Below are 16,533 nucleotides of genomic sequence, written 5' to 3'. Positions count from 1 at the left end.
GCGGAAGGCGCGGATGTGTCAGCGTCGGATCGGGTGGTCGCTTCGAGTGGGCAGCTGCAGTGTGAACCGTGATCCGTGACCGCGGCCGGGAGAGTCGGCCGACAGGTCGCCGCCGTGGGCGCGGGCGATGCCCCGGCTGATGGTCAGGCCGATGCCGGAGCCGAGATCGTGCTCGCCCCGGCGCCGGGACGGGACCCGGTAGAAGCGCTCGAAGATCCGTTCCACATCGTCCCGGTCGAGTCCCTCGCCCGTATCGGTGACGGTGACGGTGGCGACGTCTCGACCGGCGGTGATGTCGATGCTCACGCCGCCGGTCTCCGTCGCGGCGAGGGCGTTGCCGAGCAGATTGGTCAGCACCTGCGTGATCCGGTCGGCATCGGCCCACACCACGACCGGCCGGGACGGCGGGTGCACGGTCAAGGTCAGGCCGGCATCGTCGAACTGCGGGCGCAACCGGCCCGTGACCTGCACGACGAGGCCGGACAGATCGACGTCGGCCGGGTGCAGGTCCAAACGGCCCTCCTCCGCCCGGGACAGGGTGGACAGATCATCGGCGAGCCTGCGCAGCCGGCCCACCTCGGTTTCGATCTGGACCAGCTCTGCCGGTGCGAAGACACCGTCGAGGACACCCTCGGCGTAGCCGTCGATCACGGTCAACGGGGTGCGCATCTCGTGCGCCACCTCCGACAGCAGCCGGACCCGCCGGGCTTCTGTGTCGGCGAGGCGGATGGCGAGATCGTTGACATCGGTGGCGACCGCGGCAAGTTCCACCTCCGGCGGCACCGGGATGCGGTGCCGGTAGTCACCGGTGGCGATCGCCCGGGTGCCCGAGCGCACCGACCGCAGCGACCGCAGCAGGCGCCGGGACGCCAGCAGACCCAGCGCGGCGGCCGCGATCACCCCGGCAAGCACCCCGAGCAGCAACGCCGTCGTCACGGCATCGGCCACGACCTCGCGCAACGGAGAAGACCCGTTCGTGCGGTTGCGGCCGCCGCCGGGACCGGGGGCGCGTTCGTCGAACAACGCCGGCGCCGCGACCCGGACGACGGCGAAGGTGACCAGCGCTCCGACCACCGCCACCAGCAGATGGGAGACGAACAGCCGCGTCGTCAGGCTCGGCACGGGAAACCGGGAACCGCCGAGGTTCACCGGTCGGCCCCGGCCGTGGCCACGAACTTGTAGCCGACCCCGCGGACGGTCCCGATGAAGCGGGGGGCGGTGGCGTCGTCACCGAGCGCCCGGCGGATGCTGCGGATGTGCACGTCCACGACCCGTTCGTCACCGAAGAAGTCGCCGCCCCACACCTTCTCGAGCAGTTGCCGGCGCGAGTACACCCGGCCCGGCGCCCGGGCCAGGGCCAGGAGCAGGTCGAACTCGAGCGCGGACAGTTCCACGGGAGTGCTGTCGACCGTCACCTCCCGGGAGTCGGGGTCGACGGTCAGACCGGCGACGACCACGCGGGAGGTCCCACCGTCGGTGCCTCGGGCGCGGCGCAGGACGGCACGGACGCGGGCGGCGACCTCGCGAGGCGCGAACGGTTTGGTGATGTAGTCGTCGGCGCCGACCGCCAGACCCACCAGCTTGTCGACCTCCTCGGCGCGCGCGGTGACCAACACGACGTACACGTCGGAGAATCCGCGGATCCTGCGCAGCACCTCGAGACCGTCGAGGTCGGGAAGGCGGATGTCGAGCAGCACCAGGTCGGGGCGGCGGGACTGCACCGATGTCAGCGCTTGCGAGCCCGTTGCGGCTTCGATGACGTCGTAGCCGTCCGCCTCGAGGTAGCCGCGCAGGACGCGACGGATGTGGGGTTCGTCGTCGACGACGAGGACGCTGCGGGGCACAGTTTCCCCTTTCGATCCGCCGGTCCGACCGGGCGACGGGCTGCTGTGGACAGGAGGGTCCCTCGAGGTGTTCGACTGGCAGACCGAGGGTAGTCCAGCCGCGCAGCCCGCCGCGGAGGTGTCGTTGCACAGACCCGTGAACGCCCACGTCTCCGGCCCGTCCTGCGGAGCGTGCGCACATCCGCATCACCCGAGGCTGCCACCCAGGTGGACGCAGTTACTCGGAGATGGGCAGGCACATCCGGACCTCGGTACCGTGCGGGTGGTTTGGCAGGTACCGGATGCTGCCCCCGTGTCGCTCGACGATGTGCTCCGAGATGATCAGGCCGATCCCGGAACTGTCCTGCTTGGCCGAGAAGGCCCCGGAGGCCAGACGGTTTCCCGAGGCACCGTCCATCCCTCGTCCCTGGTCGAGAACGGAGACGCAGGCCCACTCACCCCGCCGGGCCGTCCGGACGGTCAGCTCCTTGACGGAAGTCGAGGGCAACACGATCTCGTCGATCGCGTTGAAGCAGAGGTTGATGACCACCTGCCCGATCAGCACGCTCTCTCCTTCCACCGGCAACGGGGAACGGGACCTGTCGATCGATATGTGCACGCCCCGCTCGGCTGCCCGCAGACGAACGAAGTACAGGCTCTCCTCGACCGTCTCGTTGAGGTCGATGGCAGCCTTGGTGCTCTCGATCCGCCGCACGTAGCGCTTCACGGAGGACACGATTTCCGCCGCCCGGCCGAGCTGCTTCTCCATCCTGTCCAACCCGTAGCTCAGCGCCTCGGGGTCGAGGGATCGGTCGGAGATGCGCGCCTTGAGGCCGCTCAGATAGTTCGTCGAGGCGGCGAGGGGCTGCCCGAGTTCGTGAGCGAGGATCATGGCCATGTCACCCATCGCGTTGTACCGGCTGAGGTACTGGAGGTTGGCCTCCTGATACGCATGCCGGCGTTCCCACTCCACGCGATCCGTCACGTCACGGATCGTCAGCACCCGGGACGTCATTCCGTCGTGCACCACGGCCTCGAGAAAGCCGGCCAGCCAAGTGGTGCTGCCGTCGCTCTTCTCGATCTCCTGCATGATGCCCACCGGCCCGGCCGCCGCGTCCAATTTGGCGACGACGGGCTCGGCGGTCAGGCGAGGCTCACACCGGCCCAGATCCTCCAGGTACACACCGGACAGTTCGTCCGGCGTTCTGCCGAAGAGCTGGGCCGCGAGCGGCGAGATGTCCTCGATGCAGTTCATCTCGTCGAGCACCACGATGCCCGCCGACGTGTGCGTCATGATGCGCTGTAGGGACTGCGACACCCAGCTGAGCTCCTCCTGGAGCTCCACCTCTTCGGCGATGTTGCGGAACTCGACCATCACGACCTGCCCGTCCTGGAAGGTCAGGAGCGAGGCGACCGCGTCTGCCAGGAAGTCCTGACCGTCCTTGGTCCGGTACTTCCACTGTCTGCGGCTCGAGCCGTGTACGACCGCGTCCTGCAACCACGCCACCCCGACCGAGCGCCGGTACTGACGCTCCTGGCTGCTCATGTGGTGGGCCTTCAACGGTCGCAGTTCGTCGAGGGTGAAACCGAACATCCGGCACGCGGCGGGGTTGGCCCAGAGGATGTTCTTGGACGCGGCCTCGTGGATGAGGATCCCTGTTTCCGTCTTCTCCACCATCTCCTGGAAGTCGCGGCCTGTCGGGAACATCGATCCTCACCTCCGGGTGCCGTGACGGTTCATTGTCGACCCACGAGCGGCGGATCGACCATAGGGGAATGCTTTATGACCGGCGGAGGAAATCCCGATACCGCCTCGTCCGAACCTTTCCTAGCGTTTTCCTCAGCGCGACACGACGAGGTGGATGGAGACGACGATGGCGATCCGGAGCACGATCAAACCAGTGCAGGCGGCAGCGGTGGGCCCTGCACGGGAGAAGGCCTTCGAGGACGCCCTCGCCGTGCTGCTGGACCGGCGCGACGAGTTCAACCGGCAACGATTCGTGCCGAAGGACTTCATCGCGCTCTTGAAGCAGGCCGGACTCTACCGCGCGTCGACCCCGGCACGGTTCGGCGGAGAACCGATGGCCCCCTCCTCCTTCATGAGGCAGATCGAGCGGATTTCCGCGGTGGATCCGGCCACCGGGTGGGTGGCAAGCTTCGGATCCTCGCTCGTGTACTTCGCGGCCCTGCCGGTCGAAACCCAGGAGACGATCTACTCCGACGGCCCGGACGTCGCCTATGCCGGCGGGTTGTTCCCCATGCAGAAGGCCGAGAAGGTGGACGGCGGCTACCTGTGCAGCGGGCTCTGGCAGTTCGCCAGCGGATGCCTGGGCGCCGACATCCTCGGCATCGGTCTCGCCGGAGGCCCGGAAACGAACGGCAAGCCACTGACCGCCCTCGTCGACCCTGCCGACGTGGAGATCGTGGAGAACTGGGATGTCGCCGGAATGAAGGCGACGGGGTCACACGCAGTGAAGGCCGACAGGCTCTTCGTCCCCGAGGAGATGACGTTCGTCCGCGGTGGCGCTCCCCTGATCGACGAGCCGCTCACACGGTATCCGTCGCTCGCCTATGCCGCCCAGGTGCTGGCGGTGGTGACTCTCGGCGCCGCCCGCGGCGCGCTGGATTACGTCCACGAGGTCGGAGCGGTCCGATCCAGCATCACCGGCGGTGACAGCAAGGGAAACCGGCCCGCCTACAAGACCGGCCTGGCCCGCGCCGAGGCCGATCTCCGCTCCGCTCGGGCCTTCTTCTACGAGATCACCGACGAGGTGTGGGACCTGGCGGTCCGCGGCGACGAGATCACCGACGAGTACACGGCCCTGCTCCGCCTGGGAGCAACCCAGGCCGCCCACGTCGGCCGCAACGTCGTGCTCGCCGCGTTCGACCTGGCCGGCACCGGGGCGATCTACGAGAGCCACCCGCTGCAGCGCTACCTTCGGGACGCTCTCGTCCCGGCTCAGCACGCCATGCTTCAGACCAACACCTTCGAGGCGGCCGGAGCCGTTCTCCTCGGCCTGGAACCCGGGATCCCCAGTTTCCCCTGACCGGGGCGGGATCTTCGAGACCAGCGCCTGCCTTCCCAGCGAAAGGACGCCCCATGACCGCCGAACCGTTGCGCACCCTGTTCTGCATCGGCAACAACCAGAACTTCTTCGACCTGCCGAAGGCGGAGATCGGCCCGGTGTGGGTCGGCATCTCCACCATGCTCTCGAATCTCGCGAACATGGACGGCATCCATGTCATCGGCACGTTCGACGACGACGCCCACATGGTGGGCCCGTCCGACGGCTGGCCCTGGACCTGCTACGTCCTGGCCGACGTGAAGGACCAGGAAACCGTGCGGGCCGCGTGCAACCTGTTGCGGACGACGATGATCGGCGAGTACGCCCTCTGGAAGTACTTCAAGATCGAGGCCCGCATGGGCCGAGAGCTGACGATCCGCGCCGACGTCGAGGTCTGATCCGTGACCGACACGGAGCACCGCCTCGAGGTGGTCGAGGCGAAGGAGGCCGTCCGCGACTGTCTCGCCCGCTATCTGGACCTGTGTGACGTGCCCGGCCCGCTGCAGAGCCCGGATCAGCTCGGCGTCCTGTTCACCGACGACGCGACCTGGGAAGGACTGGGTCCGGAGTACGCCGGCAAATTCGGAATCGCCAGGGGCCGAGACGAAATCGTGGCCCTCGTGTCCCGGTACCTGCCGCCGGCCGACCACTTCCTCCGCAACGTGCATCTCCTCGGGAGCGAGCAGATCCGTCTCGACGGCAACCGTGCGAGCGGGCAGTGGATCATGCAGCAACTGTCGCTCTATGCGACGGGAACGGCCGAGATTCTCTGCGCCCGGCTCGCGATCGACTTCGACCTGGGCCGGACCGGGGGACGTACGGCGGCTCGCATGAGCCGGTTCTGCACCCGCCGGATGTTCGCCGCGCCGCTGCCCGCCGAGGCGATGTTCCAACGGATCTGATGCATCCCGGTGATGCCCGCCCTTGCACTTCACGAACGAAGGAATCACATGACGACGACAGAAGAACCCACCGCACGCACCTACGCGGACCTCGTCGCGAACGACCGGGTCGCGGGCCGGCTGTACACCGATCCGGACATCTTCCAGGAGGAGATGAAGAAGATCTTCTACAAGACCTGGGTGTGGGTGGCACACGAGAGCGAGATCCCGGAGGCGGGCTCGTTCAAGACCACCCAGGTCGGAGACCAGCCGGTCATCGTGACCCGGGATCGCAAGGGCAACTTCAACACCCTGCTGAACCGATGCCGGCATCGCGGGGCGACGGTGTGCGACCAGCGCAGCGGCAAGGCCAACGGCTTCACGTGCCCGTACCACAACTGGTCCTACGCACTCGACGGACGTCTTCGCGGCATCCCCTACCCGGACGGTTACGAGGGCGTCGTGGACAAGAAGGACTTCCCGCTCCAGACGCTGCGCACCGAGAGCTACCTGGGGATGATCTGGGCAACCTTCGACCAGGACGCCGAGCCGCTCGAGGACTTCCTCGGCGACGCCAAGATCTGGATGGAACGCTTCTTCAAGCAGAGCAACGGATTTCCGACCAAGGTGCTCGGCGTTCACAAGTTCCGGTTCAAGGGGAACTGGAAGATCCAGCTCGAGAACACCACGGACGGGTACCACTTCCCGATGGTGCACAAGTCGTGGATGGCCTCCGTCGACGCCGAGACGGCGGACATGATGTCATTCATGGACGACCCCGCGGCCGAGACCCACGCCCTCGGCAACGGGCACAGCGTCGCGATCATGGCCGCGGCCCACGCGGATCTCGATGTGGACGACGGAACGGAGGAGATCCAGCCCCGCTTCCAGCATCTGGTCGACGAACTCGCCGCCGCGGGAGAAAGCCCCGAACGGATCCGTCGCTATATGCGTTCCATGCACGGTTGCGGGTTCAACCTCAACACCTTCCCGAACGTCGCGATGTCGTCGTCGTTCTTCCGGGTCCTGATCCCTCTCTCCGTCGACGAGACCGAGATCTGGCACATGGCCCTCGGCATGGACGGCGGGCCCGAGAGCGTCAACCGCGAGCGACTGAGGATCCACGAGCACTTCCAGGGGCCGTTCGGTTTCGGTAGCCCCGACGACGCCGAGGGTTGGATCCGGGTGCAGATCGGGGCCGGCGGCAATCCGAACATGCCGATCCTCGTCAACCGCGGCGAGGGACGCGAGTACACGACCGAAGAAGGTTGGCCCACCTCTCATGTCACCGACGAGACGGGGATGCGGGAAGCCTACGCGATGTGGAAGAAGATGATGAGCAATGACTGAGGTCGTACCGATGCCGACCCTGACGGACTCCCGTACCCTCCGGGCGATCGAGCTCGTCTGGAAGGAAGCTCAGGTCCTCGATGCCAAGGACTATCGAGCCTGGGAGCAGATGTACACGGACGACGCATATTACGTGATTCCCATCGATCCGGACACCGACGACTTCGCCGCGGGCCTGAACATGGTCTACGACGACAAGCGCATGCGGCACCTGCGCGTCGAGCGGATGATGCAGGGCTACTCGCCCTCCGCGGTGGCCGCGGCCCGGACCGTGCGGATCGTCTCGCGGTTCACCGTGGAGGAAATCACCGAAACCTCGGTCACTCTCCGATCGGCCCAGATCCTCAATGCGTTCAAGCGCAACGAATTCACGACGCTCGGCGCCGAGCTGACCCACCGGATCGTTCTCGGAGCGGACGGGGACAGAATCTCACTCAAGGTCGTGCGGCTCATCGACAGCGAGGACGCGGTCAGCGCCTCGGGTTACCTGCTGTAGGGGGCCGATGTGATCTCTCAGTCCACCGGCACCGGGCCGGGTATCGCCGTTGTCACCGGCGCGGCCGGAGGTATGGGTGCCGCCATTGCCCGGAAACTCCACGCCGACGGTAGAAGGGTTCTGCTCGCCGACATCGACACGGCCGGTGTCGAAGCCCTCGCGGCGGAGTTGTCCCCCGACGGATCGACCGCACGCGGTCTCGAGCTCGACGTCAGTCGCAAGGTCGGATTCGAGGAGGCCCTGGCGACATGCCGGCAGATCTGGGGCATCCCCACGATCGTCGTCAACAATGCTGCCGTCACGCAGGCAGCGGAGCTGATGAACCTGGCGGAGGCGGACTTCACGAGTGTGCTCACGACGAACGTGAACAGCATCTTCTTCGGTTGCCAGGTGTTCGGCGCGGCCATGGCCGACCAGGGCTTCGGACGGATCGTCAACATGGCCTCACTTGCCGGCCAGAACGGAGGGACGGCAACCGGTGGCCACTACGCGGCCTCCAAGGGAGCGATCCTGACCACCACCAAGGTCTTCGCGCGCGAGCTGGCCGGCCGGGGAGTGACCGTGAACGCGATCTCTCCCGGGCCGCACGACCTCCCGGTCGTGCGGGCCACGGTGCCCCCGGACAGGCTCGCGGGCATCGTCGCCGGGATTCCGGTGGGCCGCTTGGGAAGTCCGTCGTTCGTGGCGGACATGGTCGGGCTGCTCACCTCGGACGACGGCTACTTCGTCACAGGTGCCTGCTGGGACGTCAACGGCGGGCTGTACCTCCGCTGAGCGGGGTCCTCCCGTCCGGGAGGGCCCCGGTCGGCGTTTTCCGTCCGGAGAAATTCACGAGGAGAACGGACATGGCACTCATCGACGTCACCGTCGCCGAGATCATTCAGGAATCACCCACCGTCAGATCGTTCAGGCTGGCGAAGCCCGACGGATCGCCACTGGGTACGTATCTGCCGGGCGCGCACATCGATGTCGTCGGACCCACGTCGATCACCCGCCAGTACTCGCTGTTCAGCACGCCCGATGCGCAGGATTCGTTCGCCTTCGCGGTGAAGCGCGAGGAGAACTCCCGCGGCGGCTCGGCCGCCCTCCACGAAGTGGGGGTGGGCGACGTTCTCCGGATCAGCTCCCCGCGGAACCTGCTGAGCATCGCGACGGACGCCACGCACCACGTCCTGGTCGCCGCCGGCATCGGCATCACCCCGATGCTGAGCCTGGCGCGCTACATGGACGTCCACGGCATCAGCTTCGAACTGCACTACTTCGCGCGCAGCGAGAAGGAAGCCGCCTTCCTTCCGCTGCTGCGTGACCGCTGCCCGGAGAAGCTCCGTGCCCATCTGGGGGTGGCCCGGCAGGACCAGGACGAGATCCTCGGAACCACCTTTGCGGGAATGGATCCCGGCGCCCACGTCTACACGTGCGGACCCGACGGGTTCATGACCAAGGTCGTTGCGCTCGCCGGCCGGCACGTCCCGGCCGGGTCGATCCATCTCGAGAACTTCCACGCGGCGGAACAGCCGGACGCCTCCGAGAACTCCGCGTTCGAGGTGGAACTGGAGGGGGAGACCTATCAGGTCCCGGCCGACCGGAGCATCGTCGAGGTGCTTCAGGAGAACGGCTGCGACGTGGACACGTCCTGCCAGGAGGGCATCTGCGGTACCTGCATCATGCAGGTGCTGGCAGGGACTCCGATCCACCGGGACAACGTTCTCACGCAGTCCGAGAAGGAATCCGGCGAGATCATGGCAGTCTGCGTGTCCCGGGCAGCGGGCGAGCGCCTGGTGCTGGACTACTACTGATCCTCGACTACTGATCCTCGACCGGCACGTCCACCCCGTACCGAAGGACGTCCCGCACGAGGGTGCTGATGCTGTCGGCGTCCGTCTTGCTCTTGATGCGAGCACGATGGACGTCGACGGTCTTCACGCTCATGCCGAGTTTCCGGGCGATGTTCTGGCTGGGTAGGCCTTCGACCACCAGGGCCAGGATCTGACGCTCGCGCGGCGTGAGGGACGAGACCTTGTTCCGGACGGATTCCCGCACGACATGGTCGGTGAAGCGGAGCCGGGCCTTCTCCACCCCGGCCTGCACGGCGTCCAGCAGCCGTTGCGGATCGTAGGGCTTCTCGAGGAAGTCCAGCGCCCCCGCCTTCAGGGTGGAGACGGACATCCGGATGTCGCCGTGGGCGGAGACGAAGATGATCGCCACGTGCGGCGCGAACTCGTTGAGCTTCTCCTGCAACCGTGTCCCACTCATGCGGGGCATGCGCACGTCGAGGACGATGCAGGCCGGCCGGCTCCCGTCGTAGGCGTTCAGGAACTGCTCACCGCTGTGGCAGATCACCGGTCTGATCCCGATGCTCTCCAGCAACCAGTCGACGGATTCGCACAGTTCGAGATCGTCGTCGACCACGTACACCGTCGTCTCGGCTCGGAGGTCGTCCGCACTCTCCGCCATGGCTCTTCACCTCCGGATTCGGGAGCCAGGGCGTATCCCTGGCTCCCGACATTGTCCCCGTCCGCCGCGCGGGCGGAACCACCTGCTCAGGCGACGTCCGCCGCGGCGTCGTCCCAGCCGGCATCCGCGGTCCAGTAGTTCATTCCCGCCGCGCTCACCTGGTGCCGCCAGGCGGTGGTCCGTCGCAGGAGTGGTTCTTCCCTGCGGACCGACTCGTCGGCCGCCTCGGGGCCGTCGGCCTCCACCGTCCAGTGGACCCAGTTGACCTCACGGCCGTACTCGTCGTGGACGAACAGATCGACGTGGTGCCAGCCGCGGTCGAACGTGTCCTCGTAGCAGGTGAGGAACATCCTGTGGTGGTTGGTGGGGCGGGGTTCGAGCATGGCTGATCCTTTCACCGAGCCGAGCGAGTAATGTCACCGAGCCGAGCGAGTAATGTCACCGAGCCGAGCGAGCGGGCGGCTCAGACGGCAATCACGGGCAGTTCACGTAGGAGGGCCTCGAGCTTCTCGCCCACGTCGAGCAGCCGGTCCTCGTGCCCCGGCAGCCCGACGATCTGCAGGCCCAGCGGCAGTCCCGCGGGGGTGCGGGCACCCGGCACGACCACGACCGGTAGACCCAGCAGCTGCCACGGCCGGCTGAGGATCGGCGACCCGGTCGCGGACAGGCCGAACGGGGCCGGACCCAGCGCTGCAGGACCGACGATGATCGGAGCGGAGTCCAGAATCTCGTCCAGCAGTTCACGAGAACGGTCCCGACGGGTCAGGGCCGCGGAATACTCGGCCCCGGGGGTCCTGCGACCGTTCTCCAGGAGGTCTCGGATCGGCGCGCTCAGTGCCTGCGCATGTTCGTCGAACTCGTGTGCCCGTGCCCGGGCGGCTTCGTACGACATGACGGTGACGTGGTCCTCGGCCAAGGTCTGAACATGATCGTCCCAGTCGAGCGGTTCGGCCTTCACTCCGATCTCTTCCAGCAGGGCGGGCACATGTTCCAGCAACGCCGCCATGGGCGGCTCCAGAGGGTGGAGAGCACCGGCGTTCCAGACCAGGCCCCGAGCAACCGGCTCCGGAGCCCGGGCATCGGAGCGCTCGCGACCGGTGAATGCGTTGTGCACGAAGCGAAGATCGGCCACGGACCGGGTGAGCAGGCCCAGCGAGTCCAGTGACTCGCTCAGACCGGTGATGCCGGACATGTCCGTGGTGCCGTGGGCGAGGACCATGCCGGCGGCTCCGCAGTACGAGGCCGGCCGGGTCAGCGAACCCGCCGTCTGGGTGCCGAGCGCGAGGGGCACGGTCCCCGCCGCGACGGCCGCAGCCGATCCACTGGAGGACCCGCCGGGGGTGTGATCGAGGGCGTGGGGATTGCGGGTGGGGCCGGGGGTGAAGTAGCCGAACTCGGTCGTCACGGTCTTGCCCTGGACGATCGCACCGAGGGAACGCAGACGAGTCACGCAGGCAGCATCGGTGCCGACGGCATCCGGGGAGGTGACTGCGGAGCCGGCACGCGTGGGCATCCCGGCTACGTCGATGAGGTCCTTGACTCCGGCGGACACACCGGCCAGAGGCGCAGAGCCAGGGTCCCGGTCGACGGCACGAGCCTCTGCCGCAATCGTCGACGACAGGCACACCCAGGCGTCGAGTTCCGGTTCGCGCAGCTCGATCGCTCGTCTGACCTGCGTGGCGAGGTCCTCGGCCGGCACCGACCCGGTCCGGACCACCCCGACCTGCTCCCGCAGAGACAGCTCCGACGCGCGCGTGCTCATACTCCTCCTCCGGTCTCGACTCCTCCATTCTGGGCGAACAAGCCGAGGGCCGACAGTAAAGGTTTCCCTCCTACCGCAGTAAGGACGCATGGAAATAGCTTCTGAACCACTGTCGACCCGCTGGCGGATTCCGCATCCGCAGCTCGCTAGGAAAGGTGGCTGCTCATGGCTTCGACCGTGGCGCCCGAAGTCTCTGTCTCCCCGGAACCCGGGGAGAAGAGGATCGACTTCCACAGGATGAACCGCAAGGCGTGGATAATCACGGCTCTGCTCGTCCTCTTCCAGATCGTGGCCTTCGCCGACAAGGCCGTACTCGGCCTGGTGGCCTCGAAGGCCATGCCCGATCTCGGAATCTCCGCCGTGCAGTTCGGTTTCATCGGCAGCGCGTTCTTCTTCCTCTACGCGGTGGTCTCCGTGGTCACGGGTTTCCTCGCCGCCAGGTTCTCGGTCAAGTGGATCATCCTCACCATGGGCGTCGTCTGGGCGGTCATGCAGTTCCCGATGCTCCTCGGTGGCGGTGCCGCGGTGCTGCTGGTGACCCGCATCGTCCTGGGCGGCGCGGAAGGTCCCGCCACGGCGATGTCCCTCACCGCGGCCCATTCGTGGTTCGAACCGCGCCGTCGCGCCCTGCCGTCCAACCTGGTGGCCGCCGGCTCGACGCTGGGCCCGGTCATCGCCGCGCCTGCCCTCGCCTGGGTCATCGTCGCCTGGGGATGGCGCTGGGCCTTCGGCGTCCTCGGCATCGTCGGGCTCGTGTGGGTCGTCGCCTGGCTCCTGATCGCCGGTGACGGACCGTTTGCCGGGCACGGCAAGCAGAACCCCGCCGCCGCCCGCACCGCCGATCGGAAGCCGGCCGATGCCGCCGACGAGGTGGCCACGAACGATGTGGACGAACAGAAGCCTGTCGTCGTATGGCGTGCCCTGCTCAGCATGACCTTCCTCGCCGCGGTGATCGGCGGCGCCTCGAACTTCTGGGTCCAGGGGTTCGTCACGACATGGTTGCCCCAGTACCTCGGCACCGTCGTCGGCCTGTCGCTTCCTCAGGTCGGCACCGTCACCACCTTTCCCTGGATCCTCGGAGCCGCCGTGTTGCTGCTGCTCGGTTTCCTCGGCCACCGGTTGATGAAGCGCGGCCACAACGCGCATCGCGCGATCGCTGTCCCGTTCGGCATCGCGGCTCTGGTGGCCGGAGTCTGCTTCATCCTGGTCCAGGCGACCTCCGGTGTGCTGGCCGTCGCCCTCCTGTGCCTCGCCGCGGGCTGCAGCCTCGCGTACCCGATGACCGCCTCTGCGATCGCCTATGCGGTCGGCGCCAAGCAGCGACCGATTCTCATGGCCACGCTCGGCGGCGTGGCGTCGATCGGTGCCATCGTCTCCCCCACGCTCGTGGGCTGGCTGATGGCCCGCGCCGGTTACGTCTCTCCCGCTGCAGGAAGCGAACTGACCACCGAAATGGCGACGAACATGGCGATCGGTGTGCACCAGGCATTCACCATCACCGGCATCATCCTTCTCGTCGGCGGTCTCCTCTGCATCCTCTTCCTGCGGCCCGAGAGCCTCGGCCGGAAACTGCAGTCCAAGTACGTCAAGCACTGAACCCGGCATCTCGATGCATGCCGGCACCATCCCACCGTCCCCGAGATCAGGAGGACCTCCATGACAGGTTTCGCGACCCCGGTCGACCAGGGGCTCTTCCGGGAAGTGATGGGGCACTACCCGACCGGTGTGGCTGTCGTGACCGGCCGCGCGGACGACGGGGAACTGCTCGCCCTGGTGGTCGGAACCTTCGGTTCGGTGTCTCTCGATCCGCCCCTCGTCTCCTTCATGCCGATGAAGACGTCGAGGACGTTCGCCAAGATGCGGGAGTGTACTTCGCTGTGCGTCAACATCGTCGGCGGCGAGCAGGAGGAACTGGTCGCCAGCGTTGCACGACGCTGGGAGAACAAGTTCGACGGGATCGACTGGTTCCCGTCCCCGTCGGGGGACCCCGTACTGGCGGAATCGGTGGCGTGGATCGACACCCGCATCACCGACACGGTGGAGGCGGGCGACCATTGGATCGTCCTGTGCGCTGTGGCGGACATGGCCGTCACCAACCCGGTGGCCCCGCTGATCTTCTTTCAGGGCGGTTACGGAAGTTTCGTCGGCACGTCGCTGATGGCCCGGATGGAGCACCGGATTCTGTCGGCGATTCAGGATGCGGACTGCGCGCGGCCGGCCGTGAGGGACCTCGCGAACGAAATAGGTTGCGAAGTCACGCTCTACACGGCCGTCGGCCATGACGAGATGGCGACCGTTCTCTCCGCGTCGGCTCCCGGAATCGACCCGGAGAACGGACTGGCGCAGCGAGTTCCGATCGTGCCACCCATCGGCGATTCACTCGTCTTCGATCTGCCTCCCGAGGATCAGGAGCGGTGGATCGCCAAGGCTCGCGGCGTCGAGGAGTCCGGCAGACAGCTCTACCGGGACCGTCTCGACTTCGTCCGCGAACACGGGTTCCTGCTGTCGTTCCTGCCCCGGGAGGGCGGTGCCGCATACGAGGAGATGCGCGCCGCCACCCGCCGGTACGAGAGCGGAAGGCTGACACCGGCACAGGAACGGAGCATCCGGGAATGCGTCGTAAGGTCGACGGTCGACTACCGGTTGCACGACCTCGACGGTGCGGAAACGTACGACCTCGGTTCGGTCGTACTACCGGTTCGCGACCGAAAAGGTGACTACACGCTCACGCTGCGATTGGCGCAACTTCCTCGCCGGGTGTCCGGGACGCGGGTACGAGAGTGGATCGCTCGGGCCAAGGCGGTCGTCGGCGTCCTCGAGAGCGGTACCGATTTCGACCGGTAACCCGTTCCCGCGGAACGCGGTACACCGCGACATCCGGTGCCATGAGGGGTACCGGTCGGTCTTCGCCAGCTTGCATGTCGACCGGGTCGGTCACGGCTCGCCGGGCCGTGGGACGTGCGCCTGCCCCGTGCGTGTGTTCCACGGCTCCCGGATCCTGGCTGTGCGCGTCAGGCCGAGGGCGCTACCCGCACAGCCGCCGATCAAACTCGAGACGCTCCCCCGGCAGTGCGACGATCCCGTCCGCCGGATCGAGGCACGCGTGCGTCCGAGACGATTCCGCCTCCTCGGTTTTACCCGCCGCAGAATCGGTAACCCTGTGCCCATGGCGCACCCACCGAACGTGCTTCCGTGGCAGATCCACGGCTCGTGGACGCCCTCACACGTTCAGGGGTCCCAGGACCCGTTGCCGTCCCTCCTCGACGGCGGGCCGTGGGCGCGGGGCTGCTGCGGGCGGTACGCGCTGATCGACGAGGTGACGAGCGCGGCAACCCGCAGGAGGGAAGGGCCATGAAGATTGCGATGGTGTCCGAGCACGCACGCCTCCTCGCGGCCCCGAGCGACGCAGACTCCGGCGGCCGGGACGTGCACGTCGCCGAACTGTCGGCGGCGCTGGTACGGGCGGGACACGACGTCACCGTCTACACCCGTCGCGACGACCCCGATCTTCCCGAACGAGCCCGGACCGAGGAGGGGTACGAGGTGGTCCACGTCCCCGCCGGGCCACCCACCCGCCTGCCGGCGGACGAGCTCCTCCCGCGGATGGGCGAGTTCGGCACCTTCCTCGAACGCGCATGGACGAAGGACCGGCCCGACGTCGCCCACGCCCACTTCTGGATGTCGGGCATCGCGACCCAGCTCGCCGCCCGCAACGCCCGGGTGCCCACGGTGCAGACCTTCCACACCCTGGGCGTGGTCGAGCGCCGGCACCAGGGCAGCGCGGACGCCGGCTCGTCGAGCCGGATCCGCGTCGAGCGGCTCCTGGCCCTGGGCGCGAGCCGGGTGGCCGCCACCTGCTCGGAAGAGGTGTTCGAGCTCGCCACACTGGGTCTGCCCCGCACCCGCACGTCCGTCGTGCCCTGCGGCGTGAACCTCGAGCTCTTCACGCCCACCGGCCCCGGGGATCGGGCGCGCGGGGCCGGGCACCGCATCGTCACCGTGGGCCCGCTCGTGCCGCGCATGGGCTTCGACGTCGCGATCCGGGCCCTGGCCCTGCTCCCCGACACGGAACTGGTGATCGCCGGCGGACCGGTGGACGGCGACCTCGCCGACGATGCCGAGGCCGCCCGCCTGCGCGCCGTCGCCGAACAGCACGGTGTGCGGGACCGGGTGCGGATGACCGGGCCCGTGCCCCGGAAGGACATGCCCGCGCTGCTGCGGTCGGCGGACGTGGTGGTGTGCACTCCCTGGTACGAACCGCTCGGCATCGTGCCGCTGGAGGCGATGGCCTGCGGGCGGCCCGTCGTCGCGACCGCCGTCGGCGGCCTGCTCGACACGGTCGTCGACGGGGTGACGGGCACGCTGGTGCCCCCGCACGCATCCGAGGCCGTCGCTGCGGCCCTGCACGGCCTGCTCACCGACGACGTCCAGCGCACCGCCTTCGGTCTCGCCGGCCACGACCGGGCGAGTACCCGCTACTCGTGGGACCGGTCCGCCGCCGACGCCGCGCGCACCTATGAGCGGTGCGTGCCGGAACCGCGGCAGGCGGTGCGGTCCACGCGCTCCGGAGCGCGCTGAAGGAACTCCCGGGATCTTCACGGAAATTTCACAGATTCGGCCGCCGGGCACAGGGCCGAGACGTTACTGTTGCGAACAAGGTTGAGAAGCAGCCGGTTCTCGTCTCGTGGAGGCGATTGCTGCG

At 67.8% G+C, this 16,533-nt stretch carries 16 protein-coding genes; 10 read left to right on the top strand and 6 right to left on the bottom strand.

Going from position 1 to position 16,533, the window contains the following annotated elements:
- Positions 1–18: 18 nt before the first annotated feature.
- The 3 genes from JYA75_RS08175 to JYA75_RS08165 all read right to left on the bottom strand — a co-directional run bounded on the left by JYA75_RS08175 (position 19) and on the right by JYA75_RS08165 (position 3,531).
- Positions 19–1,122, bottom strand: a complete 1,104-nt coding sequence (locus JYA75_RS08175) for a HAMP domain-containing sensor histidine kinase (protein WP_239010547.1) — start codon at positions 1,120–1,122, stop codon at positions 19–21.
- Positions 1,123–1,145: 23 nt separating this feature from the next.
- Positions 1,146–1,844: a response regulator transcription factor gene (locus JYA75_RS08170; protein ID WP_185713132.1), complete on the bottom strand. Its 699-nt coding sequence runs from the start codon at positions 1,842–1,844 to the stop codon at positions 1,146–1,148.
- Between the two features lie 217 nt (positions 1,845–2,061).
- The gene (locus JYA75_RS08165; protein ID WP_006931801.1) at positions 2,062–3,531 is read right to left on the bottom strand and encodes a PAS domain S-box protein; all 1,470 of its coding nucleotides are present in this window, start codon (positions 3,529–3,531) and stop codon (positions 2,062–2,064) included.
- A 154-nt stretch (positions 3,532–3,685) separates the two neighbouring features.
- Between JYA75_RS08165 and JYA75_RS08160 the strand changes: the two genes are divergently transcribed.
- The 7 genes from JYA75_RS08160 to JYA75_RS08130 all read left to right on the top strand — a co-directional run bounded on the left by JYA75_RS08160 (position 3,686) and on the right by JYA75_RS08130 (position 9,411).
- Positions 3,686–4,870 (top strand): acyl-CoA dehydrogenase family protein, encoded by a 1,185-nt coding sequence (locus JYA75_RS08160; protein ID WP_168580146.1) that lies wholly within the window; start codon positions 3,686–3,688, stop codon positions 4,868–4,870.
- A 53-nt stretch (positions 4,871–4,923) separates the two neighbouring features.
- Positions 4,924–5,286, top strand: coding sequence for a hypothetical protein (locus JYA75_RS08155; protein ID WP_168580147.1), 363 nt, complete (start codon positions 4,924–4,926; stop codon positions 5,284–5,286).
- A 3-nt stretch (positions 5,287–5,289) separates the two neighbouring features.
- Entirely contained in the window at positions 5,290–5,790 is a 501-nt protein-coding gene (locus JYA75_RS08150; protein ID WP_168580148.1) for a nuclear transport factor 2 family protein, read from the top strand.
- 48 nt (positions 5,791–5,838) lie between these two features.
- Positions 5,839–7,119: an aromatic ring-hydroxylating dioxygenase subunit alpha gene (locus JYA75_RS08145; RefSeq protein WP_006931795.1), complete on the top strand. Its 1,281-nt coding sequence runs from the start codon at positions 5,839–5,841 to the stop codon at positions 7,117–7,119.
- Entirely contained in the window at positions 7,112–7,615 is a 504-nt protein-coding gene (locus JYA75_RS08140; protein WP_168580149.1) for an aromatic-ring-hydroxylating dioxygenase subunit beta, read from the top strand. Before JYA75_RS08145 ends, JYA75_RS08140 begins: the two co-directional genes overlap by 8 nt.
- Positions 7,616–7,624: 9 nt before the next feature.
- Positions 7,625–8,389 carry an SDR family oxidoreductase gene (locus tag JYA75_RS08135; protein ID WP_168580150.1) on the top strand — a complete coding sequence of 255 codons (765 nt, stop codon included), beginning with the start codon at positions 7,625–7,627 and terminating at the stop codon, positions 8,387–8,389.
- A gap of 71 nt (positions 8,390–8,460) precedes the next feature.
- A complete protein-coding gene (locus tag JYA75_RS08130; RefSeq protein WP_168580151.1) occupies positions 8,461–9,411 on the top strand; it encodes a PDR/VanB family oxidoreductase in 951 nt (316 codons plus the stop codon).
- Between the two features lie 7 nt (positions 9,412–9,418).
- On the opposite strand, the gene JYA75_RS08125 is transcribed toward JYA75_RS08130, so the two are convergent.
- The 3 genes from JYA75_RS08125 to JYA75_RS08115 all read right to left on the bottom strand — a co-directional run bounded on the left by JYA75_RS08125 (position 9,419) and on the right by JYA75_RS08115 (position 11,831).
- On the bottom strand, positions 9,419–10,069 hold the full coding sequence (locus JYA75_RS08125; RefSeq protein ID WP_006931786.1) for a response regulator: 651 nt from the start codon (positions 10,067–10,069) through the stop codon (positions 9,419–9,421).
- Positions 10,070–10,155: 86 nt separating this feature from the next.
- Positions 10,156–10,452 (bottom strand): hypothetical protein, encoded by a 297-nt coding sequence (locus tag JYA75_RS08120; protein WP_006931784.1) that lies wholly within the window; start codon positions 10,450–10,452, stop codon positions 10,156–10,158.
- A gap of 80 nt (positions 10,453–10,532) precedes the next feature.
- Positions 10,533–11,831, bottom strand: a complete 1,299-nt coding sequence (locus JYA75_RS08115) for an amidase (protein ID WP_168580152.1) — start codon at positions 11,829–11,831, stop codon at positions 10,533–10,535.
- 165 nt (positions 11,832–11,996) lie between these two features.
- Here JYA75_RS08115 and JYA75_RS08110 point away from each other — a divergent pair, with 165 nt between their 5' ends.
- The 3 genes from JYA75_RS08110 to JYA75_RS08100 all read left to right on the top strand — a co-directional run bounded on the left by JYA75_RS08110 (position 11,997) and on the right by JYA75_RS08100 (position 16,409).
- Positions 11,997–13,427 (top strand): MFS transporter, encoded by a 1,431-nt coding sequence (locus JYA75_RS08110; protein ID WP_044475636.1) that lies wholly within the window; start codon positions 11,997–11,999, stop codon positions 13,425–13,427.
- Positions 13,428–13,487: 60 nt separating this feature from the next.
- Positions 13,488–14,675, top strand: a complete 1,188-nt coding sequence (locus JYA75_RS08105) for a flavin reductase family protein (protein WP_168580153.1) — start codon at positions 13,488–13,490, stop codon at positions 14,673–14,675.
- A gap of 507 nt (positions 14,676–15,182) precedes the next feature.
- Entirely contained in the window at positions 15,183–16,409 is a 1,227-nt protein-coding gene (locus tag JYA75_RS08100) for a glycosyltransferase (protein ID WP_185713134.1), read from the top strand.
- The last annotated feature ends 124 nt before the right edge of the window (positions 16,410–16,533 follow it).

Origin of the sequence: Rhodococcus sp. PSBB066 (assembly GCF_017068255.1) — a bacterium.
GTDB lineage: Bacteria > Actinomycetota > Actinomycetes > Mycobacteriales > Mycobacteriaceae > Rhodococcus > Rhodococcus aetherivorans.
Note: the sequence above shows the minus strand (reverse complement) of the source record. Positions and strands in the feature narration are given on the sequence as shown.

Coding starts and splice junctions, on each gene's coding strand:
- JYA75_RS08160 (WP_168580146.1), top strand. CDS start 3,686: ATGGAGACGACGATGGCGATCCGGAGCACGATCAAACCAGTGCAGGCG.
- JYA75_RS08100 (WP_185713134.1), top strand. CDS start 15,183: ATGAAGATTGCGATGGTGTCCGAGCACGCACGCCTCCTCGCGGCCCCG.
- JYA75_RS08145 (WP_006931795.1), top strand. CDS start 5,839: ATGACGACGACAGAAGAACCCACCGCACGCACCTACGCGGACCTCGTC.
- JYA75_RS08115 (WP_168580152.1), bottom strand. CDS start 11,831: ATGAGCACGCGCGCGTCGGAGCTGTCTCTGCGGGAGCAGGTCGGGGTG.
- JYA75_RS08105 (WP_168580153.1), top strand. CDS start 13,488: ATGACAGGTTTCGCGACCCCGGTCGACCAGGGGCTCTTCCGGGAAGTG.
- JYA75_RS08130 (WP_168580151.1), top strand. CDS start 8,461: ATGGCACTCATCGACGTCACCGTCGCCGAGATCATTCAGGAATCACCC.
- JYA75_RS08165 (WP_006931801.1), bottom strand. CDS start 3,531: ATGTTCCCGACAGGCCGCGACTTCCAGGAGATGGTGGAGAAGACGGAA.
- JYA75_RS08140 (WP_168580149.1), top strand. CDS start 7,112: ATGACTGAGGTCGTACCGATGCCGACCCTGACGGACTCCCGTACCCTC.
- JYA75_RS08120 (WP_006931784.1), bottom strand. CDS start 10,452: ATGCTCGAACCCCGCCCCACCAACCACCACAGGATGTTCCTCACCTGC.
- JYA75_RS08125 (WP_006931786.1), bottom strand. CDS start 10,069: ATGGCGGAGAGTGCGGACGACCTCCGAGCCGAGACGACGGTGTACGTG.
- JYA75_RS08155 (WP_168580147.1), top strand. CDS start 4,924: ATGACCGCCGAACCGTTGCGCACCCTGTTCTGCATCGGCAACAACCAG.
- JYA75_RS08110 (WP_044475636.1), top strand. CDS start 11,997: ATGGCTTCGACCGTGGCGCCCGAAGTCTCTGTCTCCCCGGAACCCGGG.